Source organism: Flexivirga sp. (assembly GCF_035551235.1).
GTDB lineage: Bacteria > Actinomycetota > Actinomycetes > Actinomycetales > Dermatophilaceae > Flexivirga.
In genome coordinates this window covers 50,058-67,135 of sequence record NZ_DASZNO010000044.1, presented here as the reverse complement: position 1 = coordinate 67,135, position 17,078 = coordinate 50,058, and the positions used below count along the sequence as shown (strand labels likewise).

Genomic DNA, 17,078 nt, shown 5'->3' with positions numbered 1-17,078 from the left:
CCCCGGCTCCGGCGGATCAGCCAAGACCGACCCGCCGAGGTTCAGCGCCATCCGAGGCGTCCGGGCGTGAGCACCTGGGCGTTGGGCCGAGGCGCCGGCTGCTTCTCGGCCGGCCGGCGGCGGCGCCCGAAGAGACGTCGGACGCTCAGCTCCCAGCCGTGCGCGACGGCGAAGTCGTGCGCGATCTGCTGCTGCCGGAACGCGATCTCCGCGTCGACGATGGGTGAGGTGGAATACGAGTACTTCATCAGCGTGCCTTTCGATGTCTTCTGCTTGTGACATCGACAGTCGTCGCCTGAGGTACTCCGCCGCGTCGGGCGGATGCCCTATTTCCCGCCTGAGGTACTACCTCAGAGGGTGCCCACCACGGAGGGCACGTACCGATCAGTCGTAGGGGCCGCCCGCGACGTACAGGACCTGACCGCTGACGAAGCCGGCGTCCTCGCCGCAGAAGAACGACGCCGCGTTGGCGATGTCGGCCGGACGGCCGACGCGCTGGACCGGGATGTCCTTGGCCGCCAGTTGCTGGAACTCCTCGAAGTCGATGCCGACGCGGTCGGCGGTCGCCTTGGTCATGTCGGTCACGATGAAGCCGGGCGCGATCGCGTTGGCGGTGACGCCGAACTTGCCGAGCTCGACGGCCAGCGTCTTGGTGAAGCCCTGCAGGCCGGCCTTCGCGGCGGAGTAGTTCACCTGGCCGCGGTTGCCCTGGGCCGAGGTGCTCGACAGGTTGACGATGCGGCCGAACTTCGCCTCGGTCATGTACTTCTGGGCGGCACGGGTCATCAGGAAGCTGCCGCGCAGGTGGACGTTCATCACGGTGTCCCAGTCGTCGGCGGACATCTTGAAGATGAGGTTGTCGCGCAGCACACCGGCGTTGTTGACCAGCACGGTCGGTGCGCCGAGCTCGGTCGCGACCCGCTCGACCGCGGCCGCCACGGACTCCTCGTCGCTGACGTCACAACCCACGGCGAGGGCCGTGCCGCCGGCAGCGGCGATCTCGTCGACAACGGCCTGGCAGGCGCCCTCGTCGAGGTCGAGTACGGCGACCGCGAGGCCGTCGGCGGCCAGCCGCTGGGCGATCTCGGCGCCGATGCCGCGCGCCGATCCCGTGACGATGGCGGTTCGTTTCTCCGTCATTTCTCTCCTGAGTGTTTCGTTGGGTTCAGCGTGTCGGGTGCCAGACCAGTCGGCCGACGGTCCTGCCCTCGGCCAGCTCGGTCAAGCCCTGCGGCAGCTCGTCGAAACCGAGCCGCCTGCTGATCAGCGGCCGGATCTTGCCGGCAGCAGCCAGCCGGGAGAGCTCCGCGTAACCCTCGGCGATGACCGACGGGCGCATCGTTTGGTAATAACCCCAGTGCAATCCGAGGATCGAGTAGTTCTTCAGCAGCACATGGTTGAGCGGCGGCGCCTGGATCCGGCCGCCGGAGAAGCCGATGACGACGATCCGTCCCTCGAAGGCCACACACTTGGCGAGCAGGTCGTAGGCATCGCCCCCGACCGGATCGAAGATCACGTCGGCGCCACGTCCGTCGGTTGCGGCCTTCACCTGGGCGACCACATCCTCGACTCTGCGGTCGATCACCACATCGGCGCCCAATGCCTTTGCGGCTGCGGTCTTTTCGGGTCCGCCGGCGATGGCGATCACTCGGTTGCCGTTGATTTTCGCCAGCTGCACCGCGGCCGAACCCACCCCACCGGCCGCTGCCTGGACGAGCACGATGTCGTCCTTGCTCAGCTGCGCGCGGTGGAACAGGGCCGCCCACGCCGTCTGGTAGCCGATGGTCAGCACCGCCGCCGCGTCGTCGTCGAGGTCCTCCGGTGCGAGTGCGCTGTCCGCTGGCATCAGGGCGATCTCGGCGAATCCGCCGTGTGGCAGGGCCGCCATCCCGATGATCCGGTCGCCCACCTTGCGATCGGTGACGCCTTCGCCGAGAGCGGTGATCTCACCGCAGAGTTCGGCGCCGGGGGTGAAGGGCAGCTCCGGACGGACCTGGTAGAGCCCCTGACACATCAGGACGTCGGGGAAGTTGAGTGCGGCGCTGCGCACCTTGACCTGGACCTGACCGGCCTTCGGCTCCGGGGCAGCCACCTCGGTCGGCTCCAATGATTCCGCCGGCTTCGCCAGCTCCTGCACCTGCCATGCCTGCATCACGCTTCTCCTGCTTCGTCGACCCGAGCCTGCAGCCGCTGCATACCCTTGAGCCACTTGTCCGTGTCGGCCGCGCGCATCGCGAAGTAGTCCTTCACCTCCGGGTGTGGCAGGACCAGGAACTCGCCGTTCGCGAGGGAATTCACGAGAGTCTCAGCCACATCGGCCGGCTCGAGGGCACCGTCGTGGCCGATGACTGCGGCGACCGGATCGTTGCCCGGGCCGGGGTACATGTCGGTGCGCACGCCCTGCGGGCAGATCGCGTGCACGTCGATGCCGCGGTGCCCGTAGGTGACCGCCAGCCACTCGGCGAAAGCCTCGGCACCGTGCTTGGTCACCGCGTATGACGGCTGGCCCAGCACCGTCAGCAGCCCGGCGGCGGATGCGGTGACGACGAATCGCCCGGACCCGCGTTCCAGCCACTCGGGTAGGAGCAGCCGCGACGCCCGTACGTGGGCCAGGACATTGACCGACCAGGAGATCTCCCAGTCCGCGTCGGGGCTCTCGAGGCCGGATCCCCGTGCGACGCCGGCATTGCCGACCCAGACGTCGATGCCGGTGAGGATCTCGCGCGCGCCCTCCACGACCGAGCGCACACCGTCCTCGGTCGAGATGTCGGCCGAAAGCGACTGTGCGCCAATGTGATCCGCAGTTCGCTGGAGCTCGTCCTCGAGCAAGTCGGTCACCAGCACGCGTGCTCCGAGCGAGGCGAGCCGTTCGGCGATCGCCGCACCGATGCCTCGCGCAGCGCCGGTGACCACCACTCGTTGGTCCTGCCAGGTCGTGAGTGGTCTGGGCACCATGGCTCCTTCGGACTCGGTCAATGGGCGGCGCGCCGATGGCACGCTACTAAGCGCTTGCTTAGCGTCGCACGCTGCGGCATGCTCGTCAACGCACCGGCAACAGTCCGGCGTGAGTCGACGACGAGGGAACGCGATGGCCGAGCCGGTGGAGGTCCCGCCGAGCGCCACACAGCGCAGATTGCTCGATGCCGCTCGGGATGCGTTCGGTGCCAAGGGTTTTCACGGCACGACGACGCGTGACATCGCCGCGGCGGCCGGGATGTCGCCTGCGGCTGTCTACGTGCACCACCGCACCAAGGAGTCGCTGCTCTTCGCGATCTCGCTGGAGGGACACCAGGCCACCCTGGCCGCTCTGCGTGACGCCGGGGCGACCGCGGCGGACCCGACCGCGCAACTGGCTGCGATGATCCGCCGTTTCGTCCACGGACACACGACCGACCACACGCTCGCACGCGTCGTCAACTACGAGCTCGCCGCCCTCACACCCGAGCATCGCGCCGCGATCGACGCACTCCGCCACGACATACAGGAGCTCATCCGCGGGGTGGTGACGGCAGGGGTCGCCACCGGCGAATTCGACTGCGCCGACGTCGGTATGACGACGAACGCGATCATGGGCATGTCGATCGACGTCGCCCGCTGGTATGACGAGAGCAAGGCCTGGCCGCCGCAGCGCATCGCCGAGCACAGTGCGCAGATGGCGCTGCGCATGGCGGGAGCCCGTGCTGAGTAGCCCGGAGCGTCAGCGGTAGTTCGTGAACTGCAGCGCGACATCCAGGTCGGCGCCCTTGAGCAGGCGCTGGACCTCCTGCAGGTCGTCGCGGGACTTGCTGGTGACGCGCAGCTCGTCGCCCTCGATGCGCGACTTGACCGACTTCGGGCCCTCGTCGCGGATGAGCTTGGAGATCTTCTTGGCGTTCTCCTGGCTGATGCCGTCCTTCAGGGTCGCCTCGAGGCGGTAGTCCTTGCCGGACAGCTGCGGCTCACCGTCGTGCGACAGTTCGAGCGACTTCAGCGAGACGCCACGCTTGACCAGTTTGGTCTGGAACACGTCGAGCACGGCGAGCGTCCGCTCCTCGGAGTTCGCCTTCATCAGGATGGTCTCGCCGGACCACTCCAGCGATGCCCCGACGTTGCGGAAGTCGTAGCGGGTGGAGATCTCCTTGGCCGCCTGGTTCAGTGCGTTGCTGACCTCCTGCTTGTCGGTCTTGCTGACGATGTCGAACGACGAGTCGGCCATGGTGCTGCTCCTTCGGGCGGGTGCATTGAAGTTCATTGCGCTCGCCCCGAGTATGCCGCGCGGGAGCCGGTATGACGGGTGGGGGACGCCGATTGGCCCATGCCGCCCGATGCTTGTTATCCTCGTCCACGCACCAAAGAAGTTTATTCTGAACAAGCACAGCGAGCTTGAGCTGCGTCGGCATGGCGGCAGCTTGCTGACGCTCTTGCGGACGCAGAATAAGCCTCCACGCCAGGTTGCCCGAGCGGCCAATGGGAGCGGACTGTAAATCCGTCGCGAAAGCTACCTAGGTTCGAATCCTAGACCTGGCACCAGTGCCCGAAAGCCCCGGCGATCTCGCCGGGGCTTTCGGCTGTGCCGGACCGGCCGTCATACGGCGATGAGGGTGATGCCGGCGAGCACCACGACGGCGCCGGCGAACTTCCGCGCCGGAGCCGGCTCATGGAAGAGTCGCCACGCCAGCAGTGACCCGACCACGATGCTCGACTCGCGCACGGGCGCGACCAGCGCGACCGATGTCGTGGTCATCGCCTGTAGTACGAGGATGTAGGCGAGTGGGGAAAGCACTGCGACACATACGATTTCGCGCCAGTCCCGCCGGGCCACAAGTCCGAGTCCGGCCCACCGGCCACCCAGCCCGGGCGCCATCAGCAGGCTCTGCCACGCAGTGCTGAGCGCGAAGTAGGGGATCGGCAGGAGTGCGAGCTCCGACATCGAGTGGTCGTCCCAGAGCGTGTATGACGCGATGGCGAGACCGGTGAGTGCGCCCCACTGCACTCCCTTCAGGGCCGACCGCGTATGGCGACCGGATCCGCCGGGCGGACGGGCCGACGCGACGACGGCCACGCCGGCGACGATGACGAATCCACCGACGACTGCGATCGTCCCCGGTCGTTCGGCCAGCACCAGGATCGCGAAGAGCATGGTGAGCAATGGACCCGTCCCGCGGGCGACCGGGTAGACGACGCTGAGATCACCCTTGCGGTAGCCGGTTTGCAGCGCGAGGCCGTAGGCGATGTGCAGCACACCCGAGAGCGCCGACGCACCCAGCAACGCCACACCGAGTCCGGAGTCGCTGCGTGCGAGAACCACCATCCCGATCGGCAGCCACAGCACCGCCGACAGCGCCGCGTAACAGAAGACGAAGAGGTATCCGCCGTCGGCGACGCGCTTCGCGGCGATGTTCCAGATGGCGTGCAACACCGCCGCGCTGAGGACCATGGTCAGAGCGGATGCCGTCACCGGCTCGACGCTATCGAACGCGGGTCGGGCATTTGACGGGGAATGCCTGCGGCCGCGTCCGCCTTGACCTGCACGTGACCGTCGACACCGAGCCGACCCGGCTGCTCGCGATGAACGAGCCGGCCGGACGCCGCCTGCTCGTGACGACGGTGCTCGGGTCCGGGCTCGGCTTCCTGGACGGCACCATCGCGAATGTCGCCCTACCGCACATCGGCGACGACCTGGATGCCGACCTCGCCGGGTTGCAGTGGGTGGTCAACGGTTACACGCTCGCGCTCGCCTCGCTGATCCTGGTGGGCGGCTCGCTGGGCGACCGACTGGGTCGCAAGCGCGTTTACGGCTGGGGTGTAGCGGGTTTCGCGGTCGCGTCGGCACTGGTGGCGCTGAGTCCGACCATCGAGCTGCTCGTGGCCGCCCGCGTCCTGCAGGGCGTGGCCGCGGCGCTGCTCACCCCGGGCTCGCTGGCGATGCTCCAGGCTTCCTTCCGCAAGGAGGATCGGATGAGGGCGGTCGGCGCGTGGACCGGCACTCTCGGCATCGCGACTGCGGGCGGCCCCGTCGTCGGGGGCTGGCTGGTCGGCATCGACTGGCGCATCGCGTTCTGGATCAACCCGCCGATCGCCGCCATCGTGCTCTGGTTGCTCCGTGCCGCGCCGGAGACACGAGACCCCGCGGCATCGCACCGCCTCGACTGGTCGGCGGTCCTGCTGGCACCGGTCGCACTGGCCGGCATCACCTGGGCACTGACCGCCTGGCCCGACACGGGAGCGTCCGCGACCACTCTGGGCGCGCTCGTGATCGGCGTGCTCGCCGGTATGGCGTTCGTCCTGGTCGAGTTGCGCACGACGCACCCGATGGTGCCGCCCCGCTTGTTCGCCTCGCGCGATTTTTCGGTGATCAACCTCGTCACACTCTTCGTCTATGCGGCGCTCACCGGCGCGATGCTCTTCCTGGCGATCTTCCTGCAGGTCAGTGCGGGCTGGACACCGCTGCAAGCCGGGGCGGCGACCGTCCCGGTCTCAGTGCTCATGTTCTTCCTGGCGTCTCGATTCGGTTCGCTCGCAACGAAATTCGGCGCTCGTCCGCTGATGGTCGCTGGGTCCGCCGTGCTCGCGGTGGGCTTCGCCTGGCTGGCGCTCGCGCCGGACGACCCGTCATACCTGCGCCAGATCCTGCCCGGCGTGCTGGTGATGGGCCTCGGCCTGTCAGTGCTCGTCGCCCCGCTCACCGGCGCCGTGCTGGCGGCTGTGCCGGACGCCCAATCGGGGCTGGCGAGCGGCATCAACAACGCGGTGTCGCGCACGGCCGGCCTCATCGCGGTCGCGGTGTTGCCCCTGCTCACCGGTTTGTCCGGAACGGCGTATCGGGACGCCGTCGCGGTCGGGCACTCGTATCGCGCATCGTTGTGGTGGTGCGCCGCTCTCGTGCTGGCCGGGGGAGTTCTTGCTGCTGTCGGGTTACGCCGGGCTGCAGCGACCCCGGTGAGGACGACGTGAAGCACTCGGTGCGCGCGCCACGGGTCCTGTTGCGTGAGACCCGGCCGCCCGGAGTGCCGCGTCTGTCCCCGATGGCAGGTAGACTGTTCAGCGGTCAGCAGTTGTTTGCAGTTGTTCCTTCACGTCTTGAGCGCGCTGGATCTACGCAGCGCTCGACGAAAAAGTATTGACGACTCCATGTCCGACATATTTGACGTCAACGTTTGGCCCCGGTCCGCGCAAGGTGCACGGTCCGGAAGTTACCGAAGGGAATCGCCAATATGGCAACAGGAACCGTCAAGTGGTTCAACGCGGAAAAGGGCTTCGGCTTCATTGCCCCCGAGGACGGAAGCCCGGACGTGTTCGTCCACTTCTCCGCAATCAGCGGCTCCGGCTACAAGTCGCTCGAGGAGAACCAGCGTGTGGAGTTCGACTCCGCCCAGGGCCAGAAGGGCCCGCAGGCCGAGAACGTTCGCGCTCTCTGATTCACACCTGAATCGCTGAAACGAGGCGGGCGTCTCCGGGAATTCCCGGAGGCGCCCGCCTCTTTCGTTCCCCCTGGATCACAGCTCTGCGGCCCGAACCTCACGTTTGCCGAGTCCCGAGCGTCTACCCGGTGATGATGAAGCAACCCTTCGAGAATGCGATCGACGCGCACGGTCCGACCGTGCTGCGGGTATGCCGCGCAGTTCTCGGTGCGACGGCCGATGCGGACGACGCGTGGTCCGAGACGTTCCTGGCCGCGCTGCGTGCATGGCCGGATCTGCCGGACGACACCAACGTCGAGGCGTGGCTGGTGCGGGTCGCCCATCGCAAGGCGATCGACGTGACCCGGGTGCGCAAGCGGCAACCGGTGCCGGTCGATGACCCACCGACGTCGGCACCGAGTACGGACGGCATCCCGCACGAGTCGGACACGGACCTGTGGTCCGCAGTCGCGGCACTGCCCGAGCGCCAGCGCCTCGCCGTTGCCTACCACTACGTCGGCGGGCTGCCGCACAAGGAGACGGCCGAACTCATCGGCGGCACCGCGGAAGCGGTCCGCAGATCGGCCGCCGACGGCATCAAGAGATTGCGGATGACGTACGGCGCTAGCGCACCTGGGGAAGGATCACGATGATGGACACCAACAACACTCCGACCTTCGACGTCGCCGCCGCGTTCCCGGTCGGTGCGGACGAAATGGACTCTCTGCGCAGCGAATTGGTGCGCAGAGCAGCGAACGACGACCTGCTCGACGTCACCTACCGCACGGTCGACACACCACTGGGCACGTTGCTGCTGGTCGCGACCGAGCGTGGTCTGCTCCGGGTGGCGTACGAGCGCGAGGAGTTCGAGCGAGTGCTCGACACGATCGCGCAGCGGGTGAGTTCGCGCATCCTGCGGACCCCGGCCCGACTGGACGACGCCGCACGCGAGCTCGACGAATACTTCATCGGGCGCCGCACCGTTTTCGACCTGGCACTGGACCACTCACTGTCCTCAGGGTTCCGCGACGAGGTGCAACGCAGCCTGCCGACGATCGCGTACGGCAGCACCGCGTCATACAGCGAGATCGCGAAGCTGGTCGGGCGACCGCGTGCGGTGCGCGCGGTCGGCACCGCCTGCGCGACGAACCCACTGCCGATCGTCGTGCCGTGCCACCGGGTCGTGCGCAGCGACGGCTCCTACGGACAGTATGTCGGGGGCGTCGACGCCAAGACGACGTTGCTCACCATGGAAGGTGCGGTCCGATGAGCACGTCGATCGACCGGAGCGAAAGCGATTCCGGCGCAAAACGATTCACCCTGCTCGGCCCAGACGGCATCCCCTACGGATCGGACGTTCCTGGTGTGCTCGGCGGCAACCGCCTGGGTCATATCTACGGCCGGCTCGATTGCCCGTCGGCGCTACGAGCCCTTCGTCAGGGTGGCTACGTGGAGCATCGAGTCTTCTTCGCGGACGAATCCACCGCGATCGCCGCAGGATTCCGGCCATGCGGAACCTGCCTGCGCGAGAAGTACCGGGTCTGGAAGAACCAGCAGCAGGGGCCGCCCGCCTGAAACCCGCCGGGAAACCGGTGAAGGCGCATCGAAACCGCACTGAAAGCGGCGCTCCCTAGCTTCTTGGGCAGACCGAGTCCCTCGAGCCCGCCCAGGAGGCCACCATGACCAACGCCACTCTCGCACCACCCCCGACGAGAACACCCGGTTCACGCACATATCCATCGATCCGCGCCGCCTGGATCCCGCTGGCTGCGCTCTGCCTGGCGTTCTTCGTCGAGATGGTCGACAACACCCTGCTGTCGATCGCGCTGCCGACCATCGGTCGCGACCTCGGCAGTGGCACGACCGCGCTGCAATGGGTGACCGGCGCCTACTCACTGACCTTCGGCGGCCTGCTGCTGACGGCCGGCTCGATCGCCGACCGTTTCGGGCGCCGTCGCGTGCTGCTCATCGGACTCGGCCTTTTCGGGCTGCTCAGCCTGGGTGTCGTGTTCGTGGACTCGACCGGCCAGCTCATCGCACTGCGCGCCGCGCTCGGCATACCGGCCGCCGCGATGGCACCGATCACCAACTCGCTGGTCTTCCGCCTCTTCGACGACAAGGCGCTGCGGATGCGGGCGATGACGGTGATGATCGTCGTCGGCATGTCCGGTTTCATCCTCGGCCCGCTGCTCGGCGGCACCGCGCTGGCGCACATCCGCTGGGAGTGGCTGCTGGTCGTCAACGCGCCGATCGCGCTGATCGCCGCCGTCGGTGTATGGCGCGGCGTCGCCCCCGACGACCGCGACGGACTGACCAGTGACCGGCTCGACCTGCCCGGCGCGGCTCTCAGCATCACGATGATCGGCCTCGCCTGCTACTCACTGACCAGTGGCGTCCAGCACGGCTGGCTGTCGGCAGCGACCCTCGCGTCGATCGCCGGCGCCCTCGTCGCCGGCATCGCCTGGGTATGGCGCGAGCGCACCAGCAAGGCACCCATGCTCGACCTGTCGGTTCTGTCGAACGGCACGGTGCGTGGCGCGATCCTCGCGCAGATCGGCACCGCGATCGCGATGGCAGCGGTGATGTTCGGCCTGATCCTGCACTTCCAGTACGCCTACGGCTGGAGCCCGGTCCGCGCCGGTCTGGCGAACCTGCCGATGATCGTGACCATGCTGGTGGCGACTCCACTGTCGGAGTGGCTCGGCAAGCGTTTCGGTCACCGCATCGCCTGCCTCGTCGGCGCGGCCTGTCTCGGCGGCTCCCTCCTCGGTATGGCGTGGGGCGTCGAGCACGGTTACCTGGCCATCGCAGCTTCGATGGTGGTGATGACGGTCGGCCTGCGCACCGTGATGACCATCTGTGCGGTCGCCCTCGTGGACGCGATGCCGGCCAACCGCACGTCGATCGGCACCGCGCTGAACGACACTGCCCAGGAAGTCGGCACCAGTGTCGGCACCGCGATCGTCGGCACGCTGATCGCCGCGCTGGTCACCGCGACCTTGCCGGCCGGTGCATGGAGCAGCAGCCTGGTGGCGTCGTTCTTCCACGGCGAGCGCGTGACCTACCTGGTGCTCGCAGCGGTGGTCGGAGCCATCGCCACCCTCGGCGCCCTCACCCTGACCGACTCCCACTCGGTCGAGGAGCAGCACTGAGAGCGCGGAGTCGATCAGACGAGGGTCTCGAAAACGTGCTGCGGTCCGGCGTCCCCGCCCAGGTACATCTCGCCGGTATCGGAGAACCCGCTGGCGAGGTAGCTGCGGATCGCTGCCGGATTCGCCTGATTGACCGTCAGCACCACGCGATTGATCTCGGGCGCGTGGGCACGCACGAAGTCGGCGACCTGGGCAACGGCGGCACGCGCGTAGCCACGACCCTGGTGCGCGGGAGCCACGTAGAAGGCCCGCAGCAGGATGGCCTTCGGATCAGGGTCGAACTCGCGCAGATAGCCGTCGCGATCCAGGGCGAACATGCCGACGGGCACGTCCCCCACGACGATCGCGACGGAGACACGATTCGGGTCGGCATCGCCGAGGGGGAGCGAGGTCGATGCCGTTGCGGCGAATCGACTTTGTTCGGCCGGCAGTTCGTGGGTCATCAGGATGTCGCGCCACCGGGTGTCGGCTTCGGTCAGCCGGACGAGGCGAACAGCGCTGTCGCCGGTCGGCTCTGACAGTGGGGACGAGGCAGTCACCAGGCAACCCTAGCCGTGAGCGAGGTATCGGAAGCTGAGGCGTACACCGGTTCACGAGATCACGGTCAGTGCACGATCGGCGCCGTGATCAGGTCGTCCGGCACGCCGAGCGCATCGACCGGTGCGGCGTGAACCCGGAGCATTCGGCTGGGGTTCACACGCCGTTGGCCGTGCTTGAAGCAGCGTCCCAGCTTGGGCCGATGGTGTTGGCGAGCACTCGGGGTCATCACCGGAAGAGAGATTGTTGATGCATCGTCACCGCACCACGGCCATGACACTGGCCGCCGCTGCCGCCGTCAGCGTTGGCGCCGCCACGGCCGCAACAGCACACGCGGCGCCGAGCCACCACCGGACCGCACAGCCGCAGCACGTCCTGCTGATCTCGGTCGACGGTATGCATCAGAGCGACCTGGACTGGTATGTCGCCCACCACCCCGGTTCGACGCTCGCCAAGTTGACCCACACCGGGCTCCAATACACGCACGCCGCGACCTCGAACCCGTCCGACTCCGATCCGGGCGGCACCGCGTTGATGACAGGCGGCAACCCCCGGACGACGGGCGTCTACTACGACGTCGAATACAGCCACACGACCGACCAGCCGGGCGTCGCCTGTACCCCGGGCAAGCCTGCCACGGGCGGCGACGTCGTCTATGACTCCCCGGACGATGCCCTGGCCACCGTGAAGGACTTGATCAACCCGGCGAACGGGACATTTCCGTCATTCGACGAGAACGGTTCGATCTACGCGCACGGTGTCGACAAGAACCCCGCTGCGATCATGGACCTGCAGAACAATGCCTCGTCGTTCAACAGCTCGACGTTCCCCGTCGATCCGGCGACCTGCAAGAGCATCGCGCCGTGGGACTACCTGGGCGACAACACGATCTTCCAGGTCGTCCACCGGGCCGGACTGAGAACGGCCTGGTCGGACAAGCACGCCGTCTATCTGTCCTTCAACGGTCCGGGCTCGAACGGCAGGAGCATCGACGACTACTTCGGGCCGGAGATCGACTCGCAGGCCGTCGAGCCGAATGGTGTGCCGTATCCGCAGGACGATGATTGGGCTCACATCGACGCCGCCACCAAGCAGTACGACGGCTACAAGGTGAACGCCGTTCTCAACGAGATCAACGGTCGCGACCACTCGGGCAGGAAAGTGGTGGGTGCTCCGGCGATCTTCGGCATGAATTTCCAGGCGCTCTCTGTCGCGCAGAAGAGCCGCTCGACCTCGACGACGCTGATCAAGCGTGCCGATGGCACGTATACGACGAGCGCTCTGCAGCCCGGCGGCTACCAGTGGGTCGGCGGACAACTGGTGCCCGGTCCGGTCGTCTCGAGCGCCCTGGACTACGTCGACGCGCAACTCGGCCTGCTGGTCTCGCGGGTCCACCAGGACGGTCTGGCGAGTTCGACCACGATCATTGTCACCGCCAAGCACGGCCAGTCCCCCCAGGACCCGAACAAGCTCACCACCGTGCCGGACGGCCCCATTGTCGACGCGATCAATGCCGCCTGGCACAAGACGCATCCGGGCAATGCCAAGCTCATCGTTGCCGGGACGAACGACGACCTCTGGCAGTCCTACCTCTCCGACAACTCAGTGGTCGCAGACGAATTCGTCGAGGGCTACCTGTGGAGCCACACCGCCCAGGGGTATGACGTCAACAAGCGGCCGGTCACGGTCCAGCATTCGGGTCTGGCCCGGGTGTGGGCTGGTGCCGGTGCAGCCCACTTCTTCGGTGTGCCGGTCGACAACGGTCACTACCCCGACGTGTTCGGCAAGGTTCAGGAGGGGATCGTCTACGGCGGCTCCTCCAAACTGGCCGAGCACGGCGGCATGAATTCCGGTGACCGGCACGTGCTCCTGCTGATCAGCGGCGCCGGCGCGCGGGCCGGCGTCGAGTCCGCGCCCGTCGAGACCACGCAGGTCGCTCCGACCATCCTCGAACTGCTCGGCCTCAACCCCAAGCAGCTCAGCGCAGTTCGGGTCGAGGGCACCCGAGTGTTGCCGGGCGTCACTGCACGATCGGTGCGGTGATCAGGTCGTCGGGCACGCCGAGCGCATCAACCAGCGTCGGCACGTGGGCCCGCAGTTCCCGGCACAGCGAGTTGACGGATGCGGTGACCGCGCGACTGCGGGTCGTGGTGATGCGCCCGTGCTCGATGAACCAGCCCTTGTCCTCCTCGATCGAGCTGAGTGCGTAGAGGATCAGCACACGTTCCAGTAGGTCCCTGGCCGGGCCGTCCGCCATCGGCTCGAGCGCAGCGACTGCGGCCTCGAGCACACACCGGTCGATGTGGGTTCGGGCGGCGAACAGCACGTGGTCCTGCGCATTGTTGAACAGCTCGAAAGCGTTCTCCTTGGTCGCTTTTCGCAACCTGTTGCCGAGCGTCTCCAGCGCGTGATCGGCACGCTGCTCGAACATCGAGCCGGCCCACGCGAGGCTGTCGGTGGCGGTCTCGTCGTCCCGGCCGGTGGCGGCGTCGATCAGCCGCTGTATGCCGGCCCGGCCCGTCGTGCGCTCCACGATGCGCTCGCCCACCTGACCGGCGATCTTGCCGACCATGCCCGGCACGTCGAGGTCACCCCACATGGCCTTGTAATCGGTGAGCAGCCCCTTGGCGGCCAGCTGCAGCAGGACGGTGTTGTCGCCCTCGAAGGTGGTGAAGACGTCGACGTCGGCGCGCATCTGGGTGAGTTGGTTCTCGCCGATGTAACCGGCGCCGCCGCAGGCCTCGCGGCACGCCTGGATCGTGTCGAGCGCGTGCCAGGTGGTCACGGCCTTCAACCCGGCGACGCGTGACTCCAACTCGCGCTGGCCCTCCGGGTCGCGCTCGGCATCCGGCGCCCCACCCTGCAACTCCTGCAGGCGCTCGGTCACGGCGTTCTGGGCGAAGCTGAGTGCGATGGACTTGGCCAGTCGGGGCAGCAATTTCCGTTGGTGCGCAAGGTAATCCAGCACGACGATCTCGTCCTGGTCATCGCTGGCGGCGAATTGCCGACGGGTCGTGCCGTAGCGCAGCGCGATCGCCAGGGCCTTCTTCGCCGCGGCACCCGACCCGCCGCCGACGCAGACACGTCCGCGCACGAGCGTGCCCAGCATGGTGAAGAACCGGCGGTTCGCGTTGTCGATGTCGGAGACGTAGTGCCCGTCGTCGTCGATGTCGCCGAATGCGTTGAGCAGGTTGGCTTTCGGCACGCGCACGTGGTCGAAGGAGAACGTCCCGTTGTCCACGCCCGGGAGGCCGCCCTTGGGGCCGTTGTCGCCGATGGTGACGCCGGGCATCGGATTTCGGGCGTCGTCGCGCACGGGCACGAGGACCGCGTGCACGCCGTGGTTCTCGTCGCCGGTCAGCAGCTGCGCGAAGACGACGGCCATCCGGGCGTCTCGCGCGGCGTTGCCGATATAAGTCTTCACACCACTGTCGGTCGGTGTGTTGATGACGATCTCTTTGGTCGAATCGTCATACGTCGCAGTGGTTTCCAGGGCCTGCACATTGCTGCCGTGGCCGACCTCGGTCATCGCGAACGATCCGAGCAGTCGCGCGGACATGATGTCCTCGAGGTATGCCGCGTGGTGGCGGTGCGTGCCGAGTCGGGCGACGGCCCCGCCGAAGAGCCCGAACTGGACGCCGGTCTTCACCAACAGCGACAGATCACCGAAGGCCTCCATCTCGAACAGCACGCACGACGAGGCGTAGTCGAGCTCACCGCCGTATGCCGCGGGGAATCCGGCGCGCCCGTAGCCGAGCTCGGCGAGCTTCAGCAGGGAGGAGGTCGTGTGTTCGCGGTGCTCCTCGACGGACAGGCCGGCCGGCGCGAGCATCAGCTCGGCAGGCAGTTCGGTGCGGGCGCGCCGGCGCAGCTCGATCCAGCGACCATCGAGGACGTCGCGCAACTGATCGGCAGTGCTGTCGGTCATGTCGTACTCCTTCAGGCTTGTTCAGCGGGGAGAGTTCTTGTCGAGGCCGAGGGCCCCAGTCAACCCATAAGTGGCGAAATCCGCCATGTGCCGGACGACGACGGGTCGTGGCGGACGGTCGGGATCGGCCAGCCAGCGGTCGGCGGACTCCCGAACGAAGCCGATCAGGCCATGGGCCCAGATACGCGCCGCACTGGTCGGCCGGCCGGCAGTGCGCAGTGCCTCGGCGAAGATCGGTTGCAGCACGTCGGCGATGGTGTCGCTGATCCCGATGACCGGGTCGTCCTCGGGGGAGACGTTCAGCGCGGGCCGGCGGACCACGAACCGGTAGACCTCCGGATCGCGTTCGACCTGAACGAAATAGCTGTCGATGACAGCCTCGACCACCGCTCGCGAATCGCCGGCGAGCGCAGTGGTGCCGGATCCGTCGCCGGCGTGTGTGAGTGCCTGCTGCAGATCGCCGAGCACATTGCTGTCGACGCTGGCGCACACGGCGAGGTAGAGCCCGAGCCGGTCACCGAAATGGCGGTAGATCACCGTCTTGCTGGTGCCGGCCTCGGCGGCGATCTCGTCCATCCCGACCGTGGCGCCGTGCTTGCGGATGGCGCGCAATGCCGCGTCGGTCAGCTCGCGTCGGCGCTGCTCGCGATGCTCGGTCCAGCGGGCATCACGGCCGTCCACACGAGCAGCGACTCGGGGGTCCTGCGGAGGCGTCATACCAGCGAGAGTATCCGAAACGCGCTGTACCTGCTACTCTCGGTATCGGTAAGTTTCAGAGAATCAATGGGAGATCCTCAATGAGTGTTCGCGACGTCTACGTCCTCGGTGGCAACCGCATCCCGTTCGTCCGGTCCGGGGGCAAGTACCTCAAGGCCTCCAACCAGGACATGCTGACCGCGGCCATCGACGGCCTCGTCTCGCGCTATGGCCTGGTCGGCGAACGTCTCGGTGAGGTCGCCGCCGGCGCGGTGCTGAAGCACTCGCGTGACTTCAATCTGACCCGCGAGTCGGTGCTCGGCTCGCATCTGTCGCCCACGACCCCGGCGTATGACGTGCAGCAGGCGTGCGGCACGGGGCTCGAGGCGACCATCCTGACCGCGAACAAGATCGCACTCGGCCAGATCGACTCCGCCATCGCAGGCGGCTCCGACACGACCTCGGATGCGCCTCTGGCAGTTAACGATTCACTGCGCCGGACCCTGATGAAGGTCAACTACGCCAAGACGCCGCAGCAGCGCATCTCGGCACTGACCAAGATCCGCCCCGGCCAGCTCGCGCCGGACCAGCCGACCAACGGCGAGCCGCGCACCGGCCTGTCGATGGGCGAGCACCAGGCGATCACCGCCAAGGAGTGGGGCATCACCCGTGAGGCGCAGGACGAGCTGACCGCGCGCAGCCACCAGAACCTCGCCGCCGCCTACGACCGCGGCTTCTTCGACGACCTGCTGACGCCCTACCTGGGCGTCACCAAGGACAACAACCTGCGCCCCGACAGCACCCCGGAGAAGCTGGCCAAGCTGAAGCCGGTCTTCGGTAAGGGCGAGGGTGCCACGATGACCGCCGGCAACTCCACGCCGCTCACCGACGGCGCCTCCGCGGTGCTGCTCGGTTCGCGTGAGTGGGCCGACGAGCACCGGATCACCCCGCTGGCCCGCTTCGTCGACGGCGAGACCGCCGGTGTCGACTACGTGACCGGCAACGAGGGCCTGCTGATGGCCCCGCCGTACGCCATCGCCCGGCTGCTGCAGCGCAACAATCTGACCCTGCAGGACTTCGACTTCTACGAGATCCACGAGGCGTTCGCCTCCACCGTGCTGTGCCACCTGGCCGCGATGGAGAGCCCGGAGTTCTGCAAGGAGAAGCTCGGTCTGGACGCGCCCCTCGGCGCGATCGACCGGACCAAGCTCAACGTCAACGGCTCCTCGCTCGCAGCGGGGCACCCCTTCGCCGCAACCGGCGGCCGGATCGTCGCATCCGCCGCAAAGATGTTGCACGAGAAGGGCTCCGGCCGTGCACTCATTTCCATCTGCGCCGCCGGTGGACTCGGCGTCGTGGCAATTTTGGAGGCTTGCCGATGAGCTC

18 protein-coding genes and 1 tRNA gene are annotated in these 17,078 nt (G+C 67.5%); 10 read left to right on the top strand and 9 right to left on the bottom strand.

What is annotated here, in order from left to right; translation table 11 throughout:
* Positions 1-41: 41 nt before the first annotated feature.
* The 4 genes from VG502_RS15350 to VG502_RS15335 form a co-directional block, all read right to left on the bottom strand.
* Entirely contained in the window at positions 42-248 is a 207-nt protein-coding gene (locus VG502_RS15350; protein ID WP_325550940.1) for a hypothetical protein, read from the bottom strand.
* 136 nt (positions 249-384) lie between these two features.
* The gene (gene fabG, locus VG502_RS15345; RefSeq protein ID WP_325550939.1) at positions 385-1,140 is read right to left on the bottom strand and encodes a 3-oxoacyl-ACP reductase FabG; all 756 of its coding nucleotides are present in this window, start codon (positions 1,138-1,140) and stop codon (positions 385-387) included.
* A gap of 25 nt (positions 1,141-1,165) precedes the next feature.
* Entirely contained in the window at positions 1,166-2,152 is a 987-nt protein-coding gene (locus VG502_RS15340) for an NADPH:quinone oxidoreductase family protein (protein ID WP_325551002.1), read from the bottom strand.
* A complete protein-coding gene (locus tag VG502_RS15335; protein ID WP_325550938.1) occupies positions 2,152-2,952 on the bottom strand; it encodes an SDR family oxidoreductase in 801 nt (266 codons plus the stop codon). The genes VG502_RS15340 and VG502_RS15335 overlap by 1 nt, the downstream gene beginning before the upstream one ends.
* A 136-nt stretch (positions 2,953-3,088) precedes the next feature.
* Between VG502_RS15335 and VG502_RS15330 the strand changes: the two genes are divergently transcribed.
* Positions 3,089-3,688 carry a TetR/AcrR family transcriptional regulator gene (locus tag VG502_RS15330; protein ID WP_325550937.1) on the top strand — a complete coding sequence of 200 codons (600 nt, stop codon included), beginning with the start codon at positions 3,089-3,091 and terminating at the stop codon, positions 3,686-3,688.
* Between the two features lie 9 nt (positions 3,689-3,697).
* Here the strand turns inward: VG502_RS15330 and VG502_RS15325 are convergent, their stop codons facing one another.
* Positions 3,698-4,195, bottom strand: coding sequence for a YajQ family cyclic di-GMP-binding protein (locus tag VG502_RS15325; RefSeq protein ID WP_325550936.1), 498 nt, complete (start codon positions 4,193-4,195; stop codon positions 3,698-3,700).
* Between the two features lie 230 nt (positions 4,196-4,425).
* Between VG502_RS15325 and VG502_RS15320 the strand changes: the two genes are divergently transcribed.
* Positions 4,426-4,509 (top strand) — tRNA-Tyr (locus VG502_RS15320).
* 55 nt (positions 4,510-4,564) lie between these two features.
* On the opposite strand, the gene VG502_RS15315 is transcribed toward VG502_RS15320, so the two are convergent.
* Complete coding sequence (locus VG502_RS15315; protein ID WP_325550935.1) at positions 4,565-5,437, bottom strand: DMT family transporter; 873 nt, start codon at positions 5,435-5,437, stop codon at positions 4,565-4,567.
* A gap of 74 nt (positions 5,438-5,511) precedes the next feature.
* On the opposite strand from VG502_RS15315, the gene VG502_RS15310 reads away from it, so the two are divergent.
* The 6 genes from VG502_RS15310 (at position 5,512) to VG502_RS15285 (ending at position 10,531) form a co-directional block, all read left to right on the top strand.
* On the top strand, positions 5,512-6,933 hold the full coding sequence (locus tag VG502_RS15310) for a DHA2 family efflux MFS transporter permease subunit (RefSeq protein ID WP_325550934.1): 1,422 nt from the start codon (positions 5,512-5,514) through the stop codon (positions 6,931-6,933).
* 260 nt (positions 6,934-7,193) lie between these two features.
* Positions 7,194-7,397 (top strand): transcription antiterminator/RNA stability regulator CspE, encoded by a 204-nt coding sequence (cspE, locus tag VG502_RS15305; RefSeq protein WP_325550933.1) that lies wholly within the window; start codon positions 7,194-7,196, stop codon positions 7,395-7,397.
* Positions 7,398-7,534: 137 nt separating this feature from the next.
* Complete coding sequence (locus VG502_RS15300; protein WP_325551001.1) at positions 7,535-8,032, top strand: RNA polymerase sigma factor; 498 nt, start codon at positions 7,535-7,537, stop codon at positions 8,030-8,032.
* Entirely contained in the window at positions 8,029-8,649 is a 621-nt protein-coding gene (locus VG502_RS15295) for a methylated-DNA--[protein]-cysteine S-methyltransferase (RefSeq protein WP_325550932.1), read from the top strand. Before VG502_RS15300 ends, VG502_RS15295 begins: the two co-directional genes overlap by 4 nt.
* Entirely contained in the window at positions 8,646-8,954 is a 309-nt protein-coding gene (locus VG502_RS15290) for an Ada metal-binding domain-containing protein (RefSeq protein ID WP_325550931.1), read from the top strand. The genes VG502_RS15295 and VG502_RS15290 overlap by 4 nt, the downstream gene beginning before the upstream one ends.
* Before the next feature lie 104 nt (positions 8,955-9,058).
* On the top strand, positions 9,059-10,531 hold the full coding sequence (locus VG502_RS15285) for an MFS transporter (RefSeq protein ID WP_325550930.1): 1,473 nt from the start codon (positions 9,059-9,061) through the stop codon (positions 10,529-10,531).
* A gap of 14 nt (positions 10,532-10,545) precedes the next feature.
* Here the strand turns inward: VG502_RS15285 and VG502_RS15280 are convergent, their stop codons facing one another.
* Complete coding sequence (locus VG502_RS15280) at positions 10,546-11,070, bottom strand: GNAT family N-acetyltransferase (protein ID WP_325550929.1); 525 nt, start codon at positions 11,068-11,070, stop codon at positions 10,546-10,548.
* Between the two features lie 247 nt (positions 11,071-11,317).
* Between VG502_RS15280 and VG502_RS15275 the strand changes: the two genes are divergently transcribed.
* Positions 11,318-13,111, top strand: a complete 1,794-nt coding sequence (locus tag VG502_RS15275; protein WP_325550928.1) for an alkaline phosphatase family protein — start codon at positions 11,318-11,320, stop codon at positions 13,109-13,111.
* Here VG502_RS15275 and VG502_RS15270 read toward each other — a convergent pair.
* Together VG502_RS15270 and VG502_RS15265 are read right to left on the bottom strand one after the other, a co-directional pair.
* Positions 13,089-14,996 carry an acyl-CoA dehydrogenase family protein gene (locus VG502_RS15270; RefSeq protein ID WP_325550927.1) on the bottom strand — a complete coding sequence of 636 codons (1,908 nt, stop codon included), beginning with the start codon at positions 14,994-14,996 and terminating at the stop codon, positions 13,089-13,091. The genes VG502_RS15275 and VG502_RS15270 overlap by 23 nt on opposite strands.
* Positions 14,997-15,017: 21 nt before the next feature.
* A complete protein-coding gene (locus tag VG502_RS15265) occupies positions 15,018-15,713 on the bottom strand; it encodes a TetR/AcrR family transcriptional regulator (RefSeq protein ID WP_325550926.1) in 696 nt (231 codons plus the stop codon).
* An 80-nt stretch (positions 15,714-15,793) separates the two neighbouring features.
* On the opposite strand from VG502_RS15265, the gene VG502_RS15260 reads away from it, so the two are divergent.
* Positions 15,794-17,074: an acetyl-CoA C-acetyltransferase gene (locus VG502_RS15260; protein WP_325550925.1), complete on the top strand. Its 1,281-nt coding sequence runs from the start codon at positions 15,794-15,796 to the stop codon at positions 17,072-17,074.
* Positions 17,075-17,078 lie beyond the last annotated feature (4 nt).